The sequence below is a fragment of the Arthrobacter sp. 147(2020) genome (assembly GCF_013116715.1).
Lineage (GTDB): Bacteria > Actinomycetota > Actinomycetes > Actinomycetales > Micrococcaceae > Arthrobacter_D.
In genome coordinates this window covers 111,598-128,989 of record NZ_JABFOM010000002.1, presented here as the reverse complement: position 1 = coordinate 128,989, position 17,392 = coordinate 111,598, and the positions used below count along the sequence as shown (strand labels likewise).

General features: G+C 63.9%; 16 protein-coding genes. 10 read left to right on the top strand and 6 right to left on the bottom strand.

Annotated features, from left to right (window positions below; all coding sequences use genetic code 11):
* Positions 1 to 173 precede the first annotated feature (173 nt).
* From HMI58_RS02830 to HMI58_RS02820, 3 genes are all read left to right on the top strand, one after another.
* Positions 174 to 953, top strand: a complete 780-nt coding sequence (locus HMI58_RS02830; RefSeq protein ID WP_171584327.1) for a sigma-70 family RNA polymerase sigma factor — start codon at positions 174 to 176, stop codon at positions 951 to 953.
* Positions 950 to 1,210, top strand: a complete 261-nt coding sequence (rsrA, locus tag HMI58_RS02825) for a mycothiol system anti-sigma-R factor (RefSeq protein ID WP_019483104.1) — start codon at positions 950 to 952, stop codon at positions 1,208 to 1,210. Before HMI58_RS02830 ends, rsrA begins: the two co-directional genes overlap by 4 nt.
* Before the next feature lie 302 nt (positions 1,211 to 1,512).
* Positions 1,513 to 2,481 (top strand): zinc-binding dehydrogenase, encoded by a 969-nt coding sequence (locus HMI58_RS02820; protein WP_171584169.1) that lies wholly within the window; start codon positions 1,513 to 1,515, stop codon positions 2,479 to 2,481.
* Positions 2,482 to 2,535: 54 nt separating this feature from the next.
* Here the strand turns inward: HMI58_RS02820 and HMI58_RS02815 are convergent, their stop codons facing one another.
* The 3 genes from HMI58_RS02815 to HMI58_RS02805 all read right to left on the bottom strand — a co-directional run bounded on the left by HMI58_RS02815 (position 2,536) and on the right by HMI58_RS02805 (position 4,364).
* Positions 2,536 to 2,754 carry a hypothetical protein gene (locus HMI58_RS02815; protein WP_171618076.1) on the bottom strand — a complete coding sequence of 73 codons (219 nt, stop codon included), beginning with the start codon at positions 2,752 to 2,754 and terminating at the stop codon, positions 2,536 to 2,538.
* 108 nt (positions 2,755 to 2,862) lie between these two features.
* Positions 2,863 to 3,504 carry a PadR family transcriptional regulator gene (locus HMI58_RS02810; protein WP_171584171.1) on the bottom strand — a complete coding sequence of 214 codons (642 nt, stop codon included), beginning with the start codon at positions 3,502 to 3,504 and terminating at the stop codon, positions 2,863 to 2,865.
* On the bottom strand, positions 3,504 to 4,364 hold the full coding sequence (locus HMI58_RS02805; RefSeq protein ID WP_171618075.1) for a hypothetical protein: 861 nt from the start codon (positions 4,362 to 4,364) through the stop codon (positions 3,504 to 3,506). Before HMI58_RS02805 ends, HMI58_RS02810 begins: the two co-directional genes overlap by 1 nt.
* Positions 4,365 to 4,526: 162 nt before the next feature.
* Here HMI58_RS02805 and HMI58_RS02800 point away from each other — a divergent pair, with 162 nt between their 5' ends.
* Positions 4,527 to 4,949 (top strand): DUF1810 domain-containing protein, encoded by a 423-nt coding sequence (locus HMI58_RS02800; RefSeq protein WP_171618074.1) that lies wholly within the window; start codon positions 4,527 to 4,529, stop codon positions 4,947 to 4,949.
* A gap of 22 nt (positions 4,950 to 4,971) precedes the next feature.
* On the opposite strand, the gene HMI58_RS02795 is transcribed toward HMI58_RS02800, so the two are convergent.
* A complete protein-coding gene (locus HMI58_RS02795) occupies positions 4,972 to 5,571 on the bottom strand; it encodes a GDSL-type esterase/lipase family protein (protein ID WP_171584174.1) in 600 nt (199 codons plus the stop codon).
* A gap of 145 nt (positions 5,572 to 5,716) precedes the next feature.
* On the bottom strand, positions 5,717 to 9,622 hold the full coding sequence (locus HMI58_RS02790; protein WP_171618073.1) for a multifunctional oxoglutarate decarboxylase/oxoglutarate dehydrogenase thiamine pyrophosphate-binding subunit/dihydrolipoyllysine-residue succinyltransferase subunit: 3,906 nt from the start codon (positions 9,620 to 9,622) through the stop codon (positions 5,717 to 5,719).
* A gap of 199 nt (positions 9,623 to 9,821) precedes the next feature.
* On the opposite strand from HMI58_RS02790, the gene HMI58_RS02785 reads away from it, so the two are divergent.
* The 6 genes from HMI58_RS02785 to HMI58_RS02760 all read left to right on the top strand — a co-directional run bounded on the left by HMI58_RS02785 (position 9,822) and on the right by HMI58_RS02760 (position 16,877).
* The gene (locus HMI58_RS02785) at positions 9,822 to 11,285 is read left to right on the top strand and encodes a GuaB1 family IMP dehydrogenase-related protein (RefSeq protein WP_171618072.1); all 1,464 of its coding nucleotides are present in this window, start codon (positions 9,822 to 9,824) and stop codon (positions 11,283 to 11,285) included.
* Positions 11,286 to 11,595: 310 nt separating this feature from the next.
* Entirely contained in the window at positions 11,596 to 12,942 is a 1,347-nt protein-coding gene (locus HMI58_RS02780) for a hemolysin family protein (protein ID WP_171618071.1), read from the top strand.
* Entirely contained in the window at positions 12,939 to 14,033 is a 1,095-nt protein-coding gene (locus tag HMI58_RS02775) for a hemolysin family protein (protein ID WP_171584178.1), read from the top strand. The genes HMI58_RS02780 and HMI58_RS02775 overlap by 4 nt, the downstream gene beginning before the upstream one ends.
* A gap of 93 nt (positions 14,034 to 14,126) precedes the next feature.
* Positions 14,127 to 15,113 (top strand): zinc ABC transporter substrate-binding protein, encoded by a 987-nt coding sequence (locus HMI58_RS02770; RefSeq protein ID WP_171584179.1) that lies wholly within the window; start codon positions 14,127 to 14,129, stop codon positions 15,111 to 15,113.
* A gap of 88 nt (positions 15,114 to 15,201) precedes the next feature.
* Positions 15,202 to 15,987 (top strand): ABC transporter ATP-binding protein, encoded by a 786-nt coding sequence (locus HMI58_RS02765; RefSeq protein WP_171584180.1) that lies wholly within the window; start codon positions 15,202 to 15,204, stop codon positions 15,985 to 15,987.
* 2 nt (positions 15,988 to 15,989) lie between these two features.
* A complete protein-coding gene (locus HMI58_RS02760) occupies positions 15,990 to 16,877 on the top strand; it encodes a metal ABC transporter permease (protein ID WP_171618070.1) in 888 nt (295 codons plus the stop codon).
* On the opposite strand, the gene HMI58_RS02755 is transcribed toward HMI58_RS02760, so the two are convergent.
* Positions 16,874 to 17,311 (bottom strand): Fur family transcriptional regulator, encoded by a 438-nt coding sequence (locus HMI58_RS02755; RefSeq protein WP_171618069.1) that lies wholly within the window; start codon positions 17,309 to 17,311, stop codon positions 16,874 to 16,876. The genes HMI58_RS02760 and HMI58_RS02755 overlap by 4 nt on opposite strands.
* Positions 17,312 to 17,392: the final 81 nt, after the last annotated feature.

The following is a 17,392-nucleotide window of genomic DNA, read 5'->3' as shown; positions in this document are numbered from 1 at the left end:
AAATTGGTAAGGCGACATGGGTATCGGCGGGTGGCGCCCAAAGGCGCGACGGCGGCGCCCTGCGCCGATCGGGAACGAACGATCAGTGAGGAATAACCACCTGGGGGTAGCGGTTATGTCCAGCAGAGACCGAATAGGTACGGCAGAACCAACTGCAAGCTCACGAGAGGCGGATAATGACGGCACCAGCCGCGACAGTCAGTCAAACGCCCGATTTCCAGCTGACGGTGGATCCCGTCCGGCCGGCTAGGGCCGGGCGCGTAGACTTTTCATCAATGAATACAACAGCCGCGGCGGGCAGTGTCCCAGCCGAAGACGCCCAACTGGATGTGTCGACCGAGTCGGATGCGGATCGGAAGATCCGCTTCGAGCGGGATGCCATGCAGTACGTGGATCAGCTGTACTCAGCTGCGATGCGTATGGCCCGCAATCCCGCTGATGCCGAGGACCTGGTGCAGGAGGCCTACACGAAGGCTTTTTCGGCGTTCCACCAGTACAAGCCCGGGACCAACCTGAAGGCGTGGCTGTACCGCATTCTGACGAACACGTATATCAACCTGTACCGGAAGCGTCAGCGCGAACCGTTGCAGTCCCACTCGGACACGATCGAGGACTGGCAGCTGGCGAAGGCCGCCGAGCACACTCCCACGGGCCTGCGGTCTGCCGAGGTGGAGGCGCTTGACCACCTTCCGGATTCGGACGTGAAACAGGCGCTGCAGGCCATCCCGGAAGAGTTCCGGCTGGCCGTCTACTTCTCCGATGTGGAGGGGTACGCGTACAAGGAAATTTCAGAAATCATGAACACGCCCATTGGCACCGTAATGTCGCGGCTGCACCGTGGGCGCAAGCTGTTGCGTGAACTGCTTGCCGAATATGCTCACGAACGCGGCCTGGGGGCCGCGAAGATGGCGGCGGGTAGCGGCACGGCAAAGACACAGGAGGGTGGAAAATGAGCGATTGTCAGAGCCTTGGCGACTGCGCCGATTCCCGGATCGAGCGCCTGTACGACTACCTAGATGGGGCACTGTCCCACGACGATCTGGTGGAAATCAAGAACCACCTTGAAGACTGCCCCGAGTGCGCGGAAGAGCACGACCTGGAGTGCGTCATCCGCTCAGTGGTGAAGAGGTCCTGCACCGAGGTGGCACCCACCACTCTCAAGACCAGCATCCTGGACCGGATCAGCCAGATCAAGACCGCTGAGCACTAGCTCACAGGAGCACAGTCTGCACCAGACAAAAAGAGAGCCCCCGCAGCCGATGATCGGCGCGGGGGCTCTCTTTATGGTGCTAGCCCGACTGCTCAGGCGTTGGGGCGCTTACCGTGGTTAGCGCCGCCCTTCTTGCGGTCGCGCTTCTTGCGTGCTCGCTTGCTCATGGCTGCCTCCTTGCTTCTTAAGTATGTGGACTACCATCCAGTCTCCCACACTTCACAGAGGCCAACCGTCAATTCCGCCATCCCCGGTGCCGGGAGTCCTAGGATGGAAGGACTGTCGATCCAAAGGAGCATCACGTGACCCGCGCCGTATACGTTGAGTCATTTTCCGCTGACGACCCGCTGGCTGGGCTGGTGATCGGCGACCGGCCGGTCAGCGAGCCCCCCGAGGGGTACCGGCGGGTCACCGTTCGTGCCTCCGCGCTGAACCACCACGACCTGTGGTCCCTCCGTGGGGTGGGCCTGGGCGAGGACAAGCTACCGATGATTCTCGGCTGTGACGCAGCGGGCGTCGACGACGACGGCAACGAGGTCATCGTGCATGGGGTCATTTCCTCGCCAGGCTGGGAGGGCGACGAAACCCTCGATCCCCGCCGGACCCTATTGTCCGAGAAGTTGCCTGGCGCCATGGCTGATGTGGTGTGGGTCCCGGCACGCAACCTGGTCCCCAAGCCTGCCGAGCTCAGCTTCGAGGAGGCAGCCTGCCTGCCCACGTCATGGCTCACCGCCTACCGGATGCTGTTCACCGTTTCCCCCGCAGCGCCGGGATCCACTCTTCTGGTGCAGGGGGCTGGAGGCGGGGTCGCGACGGCGCTCATCGCGATGGCAAGCGCGGCCGGATTCAGGGTCTGGGCCACCAGCCGGAGCAAGGCCAAGCAGGAGCGCGCGCTCGCGCTCGGTGCAGCGGCAGTGTTCGACGACGGCGCGCGCCTCCCCGAACGCGTGGACGTCGTCTTCGATTCAGTGGGCGAGGCCACCTGGAGTCACTCGCTCAAGGCCTTGAAGCCCGGCGGTGCTGTGGTGACCTGCGGCGCCACCAGCGGTCCGGCACCCAGCGCGGACCTGAACCGGGTGTTCTTCCTCCAGCTGAAGGTGCTGGGGTCCACCATGGGCACGCGGGAGGAACTGCTCCGGCTCACCCGGTTCCTGGTCGCGACCGGCGTCCGTCCGGAAATTGACGAGGTGTTGCCGCTCGATGATGCGGAGAAGGGCTTCCGCAAGATGGCCGACGGTGACGTCTTTGGAAAGATCGTTTTCAGGCATTAGCCGCCCGGACACCGAACGGGAGGCGTCGGGGCTGAGTCCCCGCTGTATCGTGCCCTAGTCGTCGTCGCCGTCTGAATCATCGTCGCCGTCGTCGTCAGAATCGTCGTCGGAGTCGCCATCACCTGAATTGTTGTCGTTGTTGTTGAAGTTTGATCCGCTGTCTTCCTGCTGCTGTTCCTGGTTGTCACCGTTGGTGTCGTCACAACCGACGAGGAAGAGTGCGGCGAGGATGAAAGCGGCTGCCGAGGCTTTTTTCGAAAGGGTGGTCTTCATGGCGGATACGTCCGTTCCCTGATGAATCAGTCGTGCGTGATCGGTCTATTGGTCAGTGCCCCACCGTACACAGGGAACATGAGAGGACGATGAGCTGGGCCGGGCTGGTTATTCGGGGGGCTCGGGCCGTGGTTGCTCGCCGGTCACCAGAGAGGCGCGAATCGAGATGCGCGCCTGGTCCAGCACCGTTCTGATGGTCTGGGCGGTGAGGTCGCTGACCCCCGGGGCGCCGAGCCGTCCGGCCGCGTGGCGCCTTAGATCCATCCGCACATCGTCGCGGAACTCATTGATCAGGTGCTCGAGTTCCTTGACGGCACGTTGTCCGAGGACGTCGCCGCGCTGGGGTGCGTGACGGGCGGAACGTTTGGCCGCCTCCGCGGTCGCCGCCAGCTCGGCGCGGAGCCCGCGCATGTTCTGGCGGATGTCGCCCCGGAGATCGTCCGCCAGGCGGCGTACCGAGGCCGAGATGTCCTCCTCCACATCGGCGAGGTCATCGGCGCGCCGGGACAGTTCCAGCCTCCCGGCATCGGTGATGCGATAGATCGTTCGGCGCCCGTCGGTCTCAGTGGTCACCAGTCCTTCACCCTCAAGCTTGGTGAGCCGGGGATAGACCGTGCCGGCGCTGGGGGAGTAGGTGCCGCCGAACCGGTCGCTGAGGGCCTTGATGACCTCGTAACCGTGTTTGGGGCCGTCCTGCAGGAGTGCCAAGAGGTAGAGCCGAAGCGCTCCGTGGGCAAAGACTGGCGGCATCAGTGAGCCTCATCATTCAGGCCGTTGGCCTGCGGTGAGCGCAACCGCCCGGTATCCGGTGTGCGGTGGAAGATTGCTACTGAACCGGACACCGAGCGGGTGCGCATGACCATGCGCTGCCCGGTGGTGCCGGGCTCACCGTGGAAGGTCTTTCCCTTGCCCTTCAGGGACTGGTCGTTGACGGTGACCCCGCCGGAGACCGAGCTGAAGGTGAGGTCAATCCCCACTTCCTCCGGCACCCTGACCGTGAGTTCGCCGGACACGGTCTTTGCGTTCAGTTCCCGCGGCGTGCCGAGGAGGTCAAGGCTCATTCCACCGCTGACCGTGTTGGCTGTAGCTGACTCAAGGTAGCCGGAGATAGTGACCTCACCCGACACGCTCTTTGCCGCGAGCGTGCCCGTGTGATGGCGGACAATTGCCTCACCGGAGACGGTGCTGACCGTGAGGGTGCCGGTGGTGTCGTCGGCGAGAATCGAGCCGGAGACGGTGTCCAGTCTGGTGTCCTGGGTGCCGCAGGCCATGCCATCGCCGGTCACTGTGTGAAGTACCACCTGGGTGCCGGCGGGCACCGCGATACTGATGACAGCGGTTTCCCTGGTGCGCCCGGTCATGATCTGGCCCTGGAAGCCCAGCCATCCCAGGCCGCGGCCCGCGGCACTCTGGTGCCGCAGTTCAAGGAGCCCATTCGTCAGCGTCAGTTCCAGGGGTTGTCCGTCCACCTCCGACACCTCCACCAGGGTGCTGGGTTCGTCGTGCACCAGGATGTCCACCCTCCCGGCGACGATTCCGGCGCGAAGCCGCTGTACCCCGTCGATTTCGATGGTTTGCGGGGAGTTAACGCTCCACTGTTGGTTTTCCATCTTCCTGTCCTTTCCCGGTCCTGCTCCAGCTGATGCGATTATCCGGATGCGATATATCGCGTTGAGGAACACGATATATCGCGTTATGAAAGAGCGCAATAGACTGGGTCCGCAACCCTCAGTCGATGTGAAGGTTCCAGGTACCGAGCAGGGAGATGTCCGATGACCACTGGTGAGCTGCAACGTTTCGTCTCGGCCCAGGACAGCGAGGGAATCTACGAGCGGGCGATGGAGGAACTGGCTGCGGGGCGCAAAGAGTCCCACTGGATGTGGTTTGTCTTCCCCCAGCTTGCCGGACTGGGCAGGAGCCCGACGGCGCAGCGGTACGCGGTGATGTCTATTGCCGAGGCCAGGGCCTACCTGGGGCACCCCGTCCTGGGTCCGAGGCTGGTGGCTGCCGCCCAGCGACTGCTGTCGCTCAGCGGGACCAGCGCGCAACGGATTTTCGGCTCAGTGGACGCGCAGAAGCTACGATCCTCAATGACACTGTTTTCGCGGGCGGATCCCGAGCAGCGGGTCTTTGACCAGGTGCTGGAGCGGTACTTCGACGGCGAGCCGGACCCGCTGACGGATCGGCTCCTTTAGGAGTCAGTGCCGGCCACGGGCGCTACTCAGGCGCAGGTACATCCAGCCACTGGAACCAGCCACGGTGGAGGACAAGCCAGGCCATCAGGCCGTAGCCAGCCTGCCCGGGTCCGCCGCCGTTCGCTGCCAGATCGCTGCGCCATTGCTCATGGGCCTGCAACGGGGTGAAGGTATCCACGTAGACGTGTTTCCGGCGTGTGGTCACATCCGCGTAGGCAGCCGACAGGTCTGCGAGCCGGCGGTTCCGTTCGGGGTCGAGACCGGGGGGAGGGCCGACCACGAGCACCTTGATGCTCATCTGGGCTGCGCCATCCAGGATGTTGGCAAGATTGAGGCGGCTGCGTGCAGTGGACAGGTCCAGGTCAAGGTCCCGGTCGGAGAGGCCAATCACCAGCCGGTTCTCGAACCCGTTGTCGAACCTCCGCCCGGTTTCCTGCTGCCAGCGGTTGGCCAGTGCCTCGGTACCCTCCTGGGGTGCGGCAAGAGTAAAGGCCTGGAGCGAGACGCCGTCGGGAGAGGTCCGGGCCAGAACGCGGCCGAACCAGCCAAGCGCACGAGGGTCGCCCAGGCCTGCGAGCAGTTCGTCACCTACGGCTGCGAGCCGGATTCTGCGTTGTTCCACTGGTTGGTTACCTTTGTCCGCTCATCGATTGCACTACTGCGGTCCGCGTTTCGAACCCAGTATAAAAATCCAGTCTGAAACTGGTGTTGGGTGGGGTGCCTGGCACCCCACCCAACATCATACGTACCCGGCAGTTGGTTACCTGCTAGTTGCGTTCGAACGCCTTCTTGACCAGGATCTCCTGCTCCACGGCGTGACGCTTGGCCGAGCCTGTCGCGGTGGAGGCCGAAGCCGGACGGGATGCCAGCCGCAGGGGGCGGTCCAGGTGCTCGGGCAGGTTCAGGCCAATGAACGGCCACGGACCCTGGTTTGCTGGTTCATCCTGTGCCCAGACCAGGTCGGCGTTCGGGTACTTGCCGATGGCGGCGAGGATGTCATCCACCGGGAGCGGCGCCAGCTGCTCCACCCGGATGATCGCTGTCTTCTGGTCACCGGTCTTCTGGCGGGCGGCCAGCAGATCGTAGTACAGGCGTCCGGAGACGAGGATGACGTGGTCGACGTCGTTCGCGGTGAGTTCCTGCTTGTCCGGGATGACGGGCAGGAAGCTGCCGGTGGTGAAGTCCTCCACCGAGCTTGCGGCGGCCTTCAGCCGAAGCAGCTGCTTCGGGGTGAAGATGATCAGCGGCTTGCGCGGCCGGGTGTAGGCCTGACGGCGGAGCAGGTGGAAGTGCGACGCGGCGGTGGTGGGGTTGGCCACCACCATGTTGTCCTCGGCACACATCTGCAGGAACCGTTCAATGCGGGCCGACGAGTGGTCGGGGCCCTGGCCCTCGTACCCATGCGGCAGCATCAGGACCAGGGAAGAGCGCTGTCCCCACTTCTGCTCAGCGGAGCTGATGAACTCGTCAATGATCGTCTGGGCGCCGTTGACGAAGTCGCCGAACTGGGCCTCCCATAGGACGAGCGCATCGGGGCGCTCGACCGAGTAGCCGTACTCGAAGCCCATTGCCGCGTATTCGGACAACAGCGAATCGTAGATCCAGAACTTGGCCTGGCCCTCACTGAGATCATCGAGCGGCAGCCATTCCTCGCCGGTGGCCCGATCGTGGAACACCGCGTGCCGCTGCACAAACGTGCCACGGCGGGAGTCCTGGCCTGCCAGGCGGACGGGGACACCCTCCATCAGCAACGACCCGAACGCGGCGAGCTCGCCGAATCCCCAGTCGATGCCACCCTCGCGGGACATCTGCTCCCGCTTGTCCAGCAGCGCCTTCAGCTTCGGATGCACAGTGAAGTTCTCGGGAATTGCGGTATGCACCTTGCCAATGTGGGCAAGGGTCTCAGCGGTGATGGCGGTGCTGGCGGGTACCCCGACGCCGGTATCGGACTGCTGCGCAATCGGCCGCTCGATATCCGACACGGCAGCCGCATCCTTGGTCACGATTGGGATCGGTGACGTCTGGGCTGCGTGTGTCTCGGCGAACACCCGTTCCAGGCGCTCCTGGTAGTCCTTCAGCGCCTGCTCGGCCTCGTCCTGGCTGATGTCGCCGCGGCCGATCAGGGCCTCGGTGTACAGCTTGCGGACGGACCGCTTCGCTTCGATGAGGTTGTACATCATGGGCTGGGTCATCGACGGGTCGTCGCCCTCGTTGTGGCCACGGCGGCGGTAGCACACCATGTCGATCACAACATCCTTGTTGAACTTCTGGCGGAACTGGTACGCCAGCTGTCCGACCCGGACCACGGCTTCGGGGTCATCACCGTTGACGTGGAAGATCGGCGCCTGCACCATTTTCGCGACGTCGGTCGAGTAGACCGAGGAGCGCGACGAGGTGGGGGAGGTGGTGAAGCCGACCTGGTTGTTCACGATGATGTGGATGGTGCCACCCGTGCGGTACCCGCGGAGCTGGGACAGGTTCAGTGTCTCAGCAACGACGCCCTGGCCAGCGAAGGCCGCGTCGCCGTGGATCTGGATGGGCAGCACGGGGAACGCGTTGCCCATGTCGAGCCGGTCCTGCTTGGCCCGGACGATGCCCTCGAGGACCGAGTCCACCGCTTCAAGGTGTGACGGGTTCGCGGCGAGGTAGATCTTCGTCTCGTTGCCGCTGTCCGATGTGAAGGTGCCCTCGGTGCCCAGGTGGTACTTCACGTCTCCGGAGCCCTGCACCGACCGCGGATCCTGGGTGCCCTCGAACTCGCGGAAGACCTGGCCGTAGGTCTTGCCGGCAATGTTGGTCAGGACGTTCAGCCGGCCACGGTGTGCCATGCCGATCGCTACCTCGTCGAGGCCGTCGTCGGCGGCGTTGGAAATGATCGAGTCCAGCAGCGGAATCAGTGATTCGCCACCCTCAAGGGAGAACCGCTTCTGGCCGACGAACTTCGTCTGCAGGAAGGTCTCGAAAGCCTCGGCTGCGTTGAGCTGATGCAGCACCCGCATCTGCTCTTCGCGGCTGGGCTTGGAGTAAGAGTGCTCCAGCTCATCCTGGAACCACTGACGCTCCTCGGGATCCTGGATGTGCATGTACTCGATGCCGGTGGTGCGGCAGTAGGCGTCACGCAGCACTCCGAGTATGGTCCGGAACTTGAGCATCGGCTTGCCACCGAAGCCCCCGGTGGGCCACTCGCGGTCCAGGTCCCACAGGGTCAGTCCGTGGGTGCGCACGTCGAGGTCGGCGTGCTTGCGCTGCACGTACTCCAGCGGGTTGGTGTCGGCCATCAGGTGGCCGCGTACCCGGTAGGCGTGAATCAGCTGCTGGATGCGGGCAACCTTGTTGATCTCATCCATCGGATCAACCTGGATGTCGGCGCTCCACCGGACCGGCTCGTAGGGGATCCGCAGGGCCTCGAAGATCTCGTCGTAGAAGTTCTGCTCACCGAGCAGGAGCTGGTGGATGATCCGCAGGAACTCGCCACTTCCTGCGCCCTGGATCACGCGGTGATCGTAGGTGGACGTCAGGGTGATGGTCTTGCTGATGGCGTGCTGGGCGAGGGTTTTCTCGCTGGAACCCTGGAACTCGGCAGGGTACTCCAGGGCACCGGCGCCGATGATGCAGGCCTGGCCCTTGGACAGGCGGGGCACCGAGTGGACGGTACCGATCCCGCCGGGGTTGGTCAGGGAAACAGTCGTCCCCGCGTAGTCGTCCGCACCCAGCTTGCCGCCGCGGGCCTTCTTGACCAGGTCCTCGTAGGCGTGCCAGAAGTCCGAGAAGTTCATCTGCTCGGCCTTCTTGATGTTCGGAACCACCAGCAGGCGGGTGCCGTCCGGCTTCGGCATGTCGATGGCCAGGCCGAAGTTCACGTGTGCGGGCTGCACCGCTGAGGGCTTGCCGTCGACGACGTCGTAGTACACGTTCTGGGAAGGGAACTGGGCCAGCGCGCGGATGATGGCGTAGCCGATGAGGTGGGTGAAGGACACCTTCCCGCCGCGGGCGCGCGCCAGATGGTTGTTGATCACAACCCGGTTGTCGATGAGCAGCTTCGCCGGGATGGCGCGGACGCTTGTCGCGGTCGGGACGGTCAGGCTGGCATCCATGTTCGTAGCGATGGCCTTGGCCGGGCCCCGGAGAACCTTTACCGTGTCCTCGTCCATGTCGGTGCTGCGATCAGACTTGGGCAACTGGGCGGGAATGGGCGTCGTCGCCGGCTTCTCTGCCTTGGCGCTCTCGGACTGCTTGGACACAGGCTTCTCGGCTCTTTCCTTGGCTGCCTTATCCATGGCCTTATCAGCGTTGTCCTCGGCCTTGATCTCGGCTTTGGTGTGCGTCTCCTTAGGAACCGGCGGCTTTGCCGACTCCTCGAAGCTCGCGGGGGACTCGCCAGATGCTTTGGGGGTGCTGCTTTCCGCGTTCACCACGGGCAGTTCGCGGGTGGCCGGGTTGTGGCCGAGTTCGCCACTGCTGTTATTGACGCCGCTGTCCTTCGAGCCGCTGTTGCTCGGTGCGGGGCGCCCGTTTCCGGACTTGGAGTCATCGGCGGCAAAGGAGTCGAACAATGTCCACCACTTCTTGTCCACCGAGTTCCGGTCCTTCTGGAACTGCTCGTATAACTCGTCGACAAGCCACTCGTTTCCGCCGAATTCTTCAGGTAGACGGTGGTTGGGTTGTTCTGGCACTAGTAATACGCCTCTTCCGTAAGTTTGCCCTGAGCCCGGTGGGAACAGCCTGCAGCTTTTTCGTCGCTAGATAAAACTGTATACAGACCCGCTGCCAGTCTAATGACAGTCTGAGGTAACAAGCCAATCACCGGGGCAATCACGCGCCGACGCGTGAACCGCCTAGACTTTTAGGGAAGCCGAGCCAGGAGCAACACCCATGCGTTTTATCAACCAGCCCGCCACTGACCTCACCTATTCGGACGTGTTTTTGGTCCCGTCAGCGTCCGAAGTGGTCTCCAGATTCGATGTGGACCTGTCCAGTGACGATTCCTCGGGCACCACCATTCCCCTCGTCGTCGCGAACATGACAGCGGTGACGGGACGGCGGATGGTGGAAACTGTCGCCCGCCGCGGTGGGCTGGCGGTGCTGCCGCAGGACATCCCGTCCGAGGTGATCGCGGAGGTCACCCAGTGGGTGAAGAGCCGCGATGCTGTCTACGAGACACCGCTGCGGTTGAAGCCGGGCAACACCGTCATCGACGCACTGCACCTGATCAACAAGCGCTCTCATGGGGCAGTGATGGTGGTGGATGAACAGAACCGCTGTGTCGGGGTGGTCCGGTCCGCCGACTGCGAGGGAGTCGACCGGTTCGCGTCGCTGGAATCGGTGATGCGCACCAGCTTCATCAGTTTCGAGTCCACCCGGTTCGAGGGAGATCCCGCGGCGGGACTGCAGCGGGCGTTTGAGGAACTCGACGCATCCAGCACCAACCTGGCCCCCGTGCTGCGCGATGGTGAACTCCTGGGCGTGCTGACCCGCAAGGGTGCGCTCCGCTCCACGATCTACCGGCCGGCACTGGATGCGAAGGGCGCCCTCCGGGTCGCGGCGGCCGTCGGAATCAACGGTGATGTAGAGGCCAAAGCCTCGGCGCTGCTCGACGCCGGGGTGGACGTCCTGGTGGTGGATACCGCCCACGGGCACCAGCGCAAGATGCTCGACGCCCTGAAGGTGGTCCGCAGCGTTGCCAACGGGCTCGCCCGGCCAGTCCCGATCGTCGCCGGGAACGTTGTGAGTGCTGGCGGTGTCCGGGACCTGGTGGAGGCTGGCGCCAACATCGTGAAGGTCGGGGTGGGGCCAGGTGCCATGTGCACCACCCGGATGATGACCGCCGTCGGACGTCCCCAGTTCTCAGCTGTCCAGGAGTGCGCCGAGGCGGCGCGAGCCCTCGGTGCCCAGGTCTGGGCCGACGGCGGGGTCCGGTACCCGCGCGACGTCGCCCTGGCCCTGGCGGCTGGTGCCAGTCAGGTGATGATCGGCTCGTGGTTCGCTGGCACGTATGAGAGCCCGGGTGATCTGCAGACCGACAGCAGCGGCCGGCAGTACAAGGAGAGCTTCGGCATGGCTTCGGCACGCGCCGTCCAGAACCGGACCCAGCGCGACGACGTGTTCGCACGGGCACGGAAGGGACTTTTCGAAGAGGGAATCTCGACGTCCAAAATGTACCTTGACCCGGCCCGCCCGGGCGTGGAGGATCTCCTGGATATGATCACCGCCGGTTTGCGCAGCTCGATGACCTACGCGGGTGCGCGCAGCCTCGCCGAGTTCCGGGAAAACGCAGTGGTGGGCGTCCAGTCGGCGGCGGGCTATGAAGAAGGCAGGCCGCTGCCACAGAGCTGGTAGCAGGGACTGGTGCGGTCCGGTCCCTGATGTAAACTGAAGCTCTTATGGACAGTTCCTCTAGGGGCCGGCCCGCGATGCGTGCGCAGCGAATCTCCGCAGCACGATCGACTTGCGCCGGCAGCCCCCGCACTTACGCCCATCACCTACCGGCACCTCTGAGCCCCACTGAGCCCGACCCCAATGGGTCCGGCATCGCGGCAGCACGTTCCACCGAGCCGCTTTCGGAGCCTTCTAGACCGGGGTCACCCGGCTATTCACTGTGTTCCCCTAGCGATCAGGGCCATACCGCCCGGGCGGCGGTGACGGCACCATGGAGATCTATTTCCTGATAGCTGGCATGCTGCTCATCCTGGGCACCGGGTTCTTCGTTGCCGTGGAATTCTCCCTGGTCGCCCTGGATCAAACGTATGTTCAGCGCGCTGTGGACAACGGAGACAAGGGTGCAGTGCCCCTGCTCAAGTGCCTGAAGTCCCTTTCGACCCAGCTGTCCAGCTGCCAGCTGGGCATCACCCTCACCACCCTGTTAACCGGGTATGTGATGGAACCCTCGGTCGGGCGACTGATTCAGGGTCCGCTCACCTCGATCGGCGTCCCCGACGCAGTACTGGGCACCGTTTCCCTGGTGATCGCGATGACCCTCGCCACCTTGTTGTCGATGCTGATCGGCGAGCTGGTCCCGAAGAATCTCGCGATCGCACTCCCTTTCAAGATCGGCAAACTGCTGGCACGGCCGCAGCTGATCTTCACCGGTGTGTTCAAACCCGCGATCATTGTCCTCAACGGCTTCTCGAACCGCGTGCTGAACCTTTTTGGACTGGAGGCGAAGGAGGAGATCTCCGGCGCCCGCACCCCTTCGGAGCTGTCCTCGCTGGTCCGCCGGTCTGCCGAGATGGGGACCCTCGACGCCGGTACCGCAAACTTCCTGGCGCGGACCTTCAGTTTCTCTGAACGCACCGCGGCAGACGTCATGACCCCACGGATCCGGATGGAAACCATCGACTCCGATCAGAGCGTTGCCGACGTCGTCGACCTCGCCCGTCGGACCGGGTTCTCGCGGTTTCCGCTGATTGCCGACTCACCCGACGACATCAGGGGTGTGGTGCACGTCAAGAAGGCAGTTGCCGTCCCCCGGAACAAACGGGCAGGGCTCCCGGCCGGAACCATCATGACCGAGGTGCTGCGGGTGCCGGAGACAGTCCACCTGGATTCGCTTCTCGCCGAGCTGCGCGAGGCGAACCTCCAGCTTGCGGTGGTGCTGGATGAATACGGTGGAACCGCTGGCGTGGTCACCCTGGAGGACCTTGTCGAGGAAATTGTCGGCGAGGTCGCCGACGAACACGACAAGCTGAAGCCAGGAGTGCTGCAAAGCGCGTCGGGCAACTGGTTCTTCCCCGGACTCATGCGTCCCGACGAGGTTACCGACCAGATCCCAAACCTCGCGGTGCCGGACGAGGCAGGGTACGAGACAGTCGCCGGATACATCATGGCCGAGCTGGGACGGATAGCGGTTCCTGGCGACCGGGTCGACGTCCCCGGTGGGCTCCTCGAAGTGGAGCGCATGGATGGCCGCCGGATCGACCGGGTCAGTTTCATCCCCCTGCAACCAGCAGATGAGACAGGCGTTGCAAACGCCGCAGCAACGGAAGGCCAACGATGAGCGACTGGGCCGGAATCATATGGCTGGTTGTCCTGCTGATCGGCAACGCCTTTTTTGTCGGCGCCGAATTCGCTGTGATGTCTGCCCGCCGCAGCCAGATCGAACCGCTGGCCGATGCGGGCTCCAAGCGGGCGAAAACCACGCTGTGGGCAATGGAACACGTCTCCCTGATGCTGGCGTGCGCGCAGCTCGGTATCACCGTCTGCTCGCTGCTCATCCTCCAGGTAGCTGAACCTGCCATTCATCATCTCCTGGTGGTTCCCCTGGAGACGGTGGGAATCCCTGCGGGCCCGGCTGACATCATCGCGTTTGCGATTGCCCTGCTCGTCGTGACCTTCCTGCACGTGACGTTCGGCGAGATGGTTCCGAAGAACATTTCGGTGTCGGTCGCCGACAAGGCAGCTTTGCTGCTGGCCCCGCCACTGGTCATGATCGCACGCATCGTGAACCCGATCATCGGCTCGCTGAACTGGCTGGCCAACCACATCCTGCGCGCCATGAGGGTGGAGCCGAAGGACGAGGTGACCTCGTCCTTCACCCTGGAGGAGGTGCAATCAATCGTCCAGGAGTCCACCCGGCACGGGTTGGTCGACGACGGCTCAGGGCTGATCTCCGGTGCGCTCGAGTTCTCTGGCCAGACAGCAGGCACCGTCATGGTGCCACTGGATGAACTGGTCAGTGTTCGGACCGATTCCACGCCCGCCGAGTTTGAGAAGACGGTCGGCAGGACAGGGTTCTCCCGGTTCGTGCTGATGGACGAGAACGATGTCCTCACCGGTTACATGCACCTCAAGGACATCATGTCGATCTCGGAGGAGATGTACTCCAAGCCGATCACTGAGAACAAGGTCCGGACTCTTGCAAACCTGTTCCTGGATGACGAAATCGAGACCGCGTTGAGCACCATGCAGCGTACCGGGTCACACCTCGCTCGGGTGCTCGGTCCCGACGGCGAGACCCACGGAGTGCTGTTCCTCGAGGATGTGATTGAGCAGCTGATCGGTGAGATCCGCGATGCCACCCAGAACCAGGGACATCGCCGAACGGGGGAGGGCGTCGTCGAGCTGACGGTGGACCGAGGTCTCAGGTAGCCCCATCAGAATATGCGAATGATTCGCGTTTGCGTTAGACTCGAATTCACCGGGTAGTCATCCGAGGCCCCACCCCCTGAAGATCGAGGAACAATGCGACGTCTTTCCACATCGACAGCTTTCGTCGGAGTAGCAGCGGCGGCACTTGCCCTGACCGGGTGCGGCCAGTCAGGTGACCCGGCCGCTGCTGACTCCTCCGCCGAAGGCATCCAGGTAGTGTCCTCCACCAACGTCTACGGAGACATTGCCGAGACCATTGGCGGGGAGTTCGTCACGGTGACCTCGATCGTGAACTCGCTCTCACAGGACCCGCACTCCTACGAGGCAACGGTGCAGGACAAACTGGCCGTGTCCGAGGCGGAGCTGCTGATCGAGAATGGTGGAGGGTATGACCCGTTCCTCCACCAGCTGGCAGACGAAGTGGAAATGGACCACGACTACATTGTCTCGGCGGTCGCCGTGTCCGGTTACGAAGAGTCCGAGGAGGAACACGCCGACCATGCTGATGAGTCCGGCGACCACGCCGAGGATGACCACTCGGATCACTCCCACGGATCCGTGAACGAGCACGTCTGGTACGACCTTGCGGCGATGGCAACAGTCGCTGAGGACATCGGGTCGAAGCTGTCCAGCCTCGACCCGGACAACGCCGAAACGTACCAGAGCAACGTCGAGGACTTCACCACCGGGATCAGCGCACTGACCGACCGGCTGGCTGACCTCAGCAGCACCGCCGACGGGCAGACCGTCGCGATTACCGAACCCGTCCCGGTCTACCTCCTGGAGGCGGCAGGACTTCAGAACGTCACCCCCGAAGGCTATAGCGAGGCCATCGAAGAAGGCTCCGATGTGTCAGTGGCCGTCCTGAACGACATGATGAACCTGATGGAGGACGAGTCGCTGGCCTTCCTTGCCTATAATGAGCAGACGGAAAGCCCCCAGACCCAGACCGTCCGCGACGCGGCGGACGCGGCAGGGGTGCCTATTGTGAACTTCACCGAAACGGTGCCTGACGGGGAGGACTTCCTGAGCTGGATGACCGCCAACGTGGACGGCATCGAAAGCATCCTCGCCCCCTGATCTGGTGCCACCTACCTTCTGCTGGAGCTGAACCCCACTGGCCTTGACCCATGAACACCGAACGACTGATCACCGCACAGCTGAACCGATGGTTCAACTGCGGTCGGCGTCCCTGTCGTTTGGCGACCGCGTGCTCTGGCGGGACCTCGATCTCGACATCCACCCCGGTGAGTTTTTCGCCGTCCTCGGGCCGAACGGGTCAGGCAAGACCAGCCTCCTGAAGGTCCTCCTGGGTCTGCAGCAACTCGACTCCGGATCAGCCACGGTGAACGGGTCCGGGGTGCGGCGGGGAAGCCGGGACATCGGGTATATCCCACAGCAGAAATCGTTCCCTCCCGAGACCCCGTTGCGGGCACGGGACCTGGTGGGCCTGGGCGTGGATGGGCACCGCTGGGGACTGCGCTGGCGGGGCAAGGAGTACAACGCGACAGTCGAGGCGCTGTTGGACAAGGTGGGGGCCTCGGACTACGCCGACGCCCCGGTCGGTCGGCTGTCCGGCGGCGAGCAGCAGCGGCTCCGCGCGGCGCAGGCACTGGCCAGCAATCCCCAGGTGTTGCTCTGCGACGAGCCGCTCCTGTCACTGGACCTGCACCACCAGCAGGCAGTCAGCGGCCTGATCAATTCCCAGTGCCGGGACAACGACTCAGCGGTCGTCTTCGTCACCCATGAGATCAACCCCATCATCGACTATGTGGACCGGGTGCTTTACCTGGCGGGCGGACAGTTCAGGGTGGGACCGCCGCACGAGGTGATGACCAGCGAGGTGCTCTCGGAGCTCTACAACAGCAACGTCGAGGTCCTGCATAGCAAGGGGCGGATCATCGTCGTCGGGCTCCCCGATGACACCACCCATCACCATGCGGAAGGACACTGACAGTGGACCTGCAGGAGATCTTCACCGCCATCTTCAATTTTGAGAACTACGCCGACCTGTTGCCCCTGGTGCAGAATTCGCTGTGGGCGGGGGCAGTACTCGGGCTGCTGGGTGGACTGATCGGCACCTTCGTGATGATGAGGGACTTGGCGTTTGCCGTACACGGCATCGCTGAACTGTCCTTTGCCGGCGCCGCGTTCGCCCTGCTCATCGGCGCCAACGTCATCTACGGCTCACTCGTCGGTTCGGTGATGGCTGCCGTGTTGCTCGGGGTGATGGGCATCAGGGCCCGGGACCGCAACTCGATCATTGGCGTGATCATGCCGTTCGGCCTCGGCCTCGGCATCCTCTTCCTGGCACTCTACGAGGGCCGTGCGGCCAACAAGTTCGGTCTGCTGACCGGTCAGATCGTCTCGGTGGACGACGTGCAGCTGTCCCTTCTGGTCGGCTGCGCCCTTGCCGTGATGGTGGCGCTGCTGGCGATCTGGCGTCCGCTGACCTTCGCCAGCGCCGACGCCGACCTCGCCGAGGCGCGGGGGGTACCCGTGCGCGGACTGTCGATCATGTTCATGTTCCTGCTCGGCGTCTCGGTGGCCCTGTCCATCCAGGTGGTGGGGGCCCTGCTGGTGCTCGCCCTGCTCATCACACCGGCGGCGGCAGCGCTGAAGGTGACCTCATCGCCACGGCTGGTGGTGCTGCTCAGCGTGGTGTTCGCCTGCCTCTCGGTGGTCGGCGGCATCCTGCTGGCGCTCGGTGGGCGGATTCCGATCAGCCCCTACGTGACGACCATTTCCTTTGTCATCTATTTGATCTGCCGCACCATCAGCTGGCAGCGGGGCCGGCGGACCAGCTCCAGTACCCGCCAGCCCGCGCAGGTGCGCTCCGCCTAGCCCGGCGCCTGACCGGTCGAGCACAGCGGGCACAGGCCGTAGATCTCCACGGTGTGCGCCACCTCGGTGTAGCCGTGCTCGTCGGCAATCCTGGCGGCCCACTTCTCGACGGCCGGCGCTTCGATTTCCACCGCTCTGCCGCAGTTGCGGCACAGCAGATGGTGATGATGATGGGGGGCTGCGCACCTGCGGTAGACGGCTTCGTTTTCGCCGTTCCTCAGCACATCGACCAGACCGTCCTCGGACATCGACTGCAGAATGCGGTACGTGGTGGCGAGGGACACCGCATGACCCGCCTCGTGCAACAGCCGGTGCAGCTCCTGGGTACTGACAAAATCGTCCAGGTCATCGAGCGCTGCGCTCACTGCCAGTCGCTGCTTGGTGACCCGCTGTTCAGTCCCTTTACGGGCTGCCGGTTCTGCTGTTGGTGGCACTGTGAATCGCCTCCTGACGGCTCGGACATTACTGACCCCGCGAACAAGATTACCAGCGCTGCGCGGGTCGCCCTGTTGGCG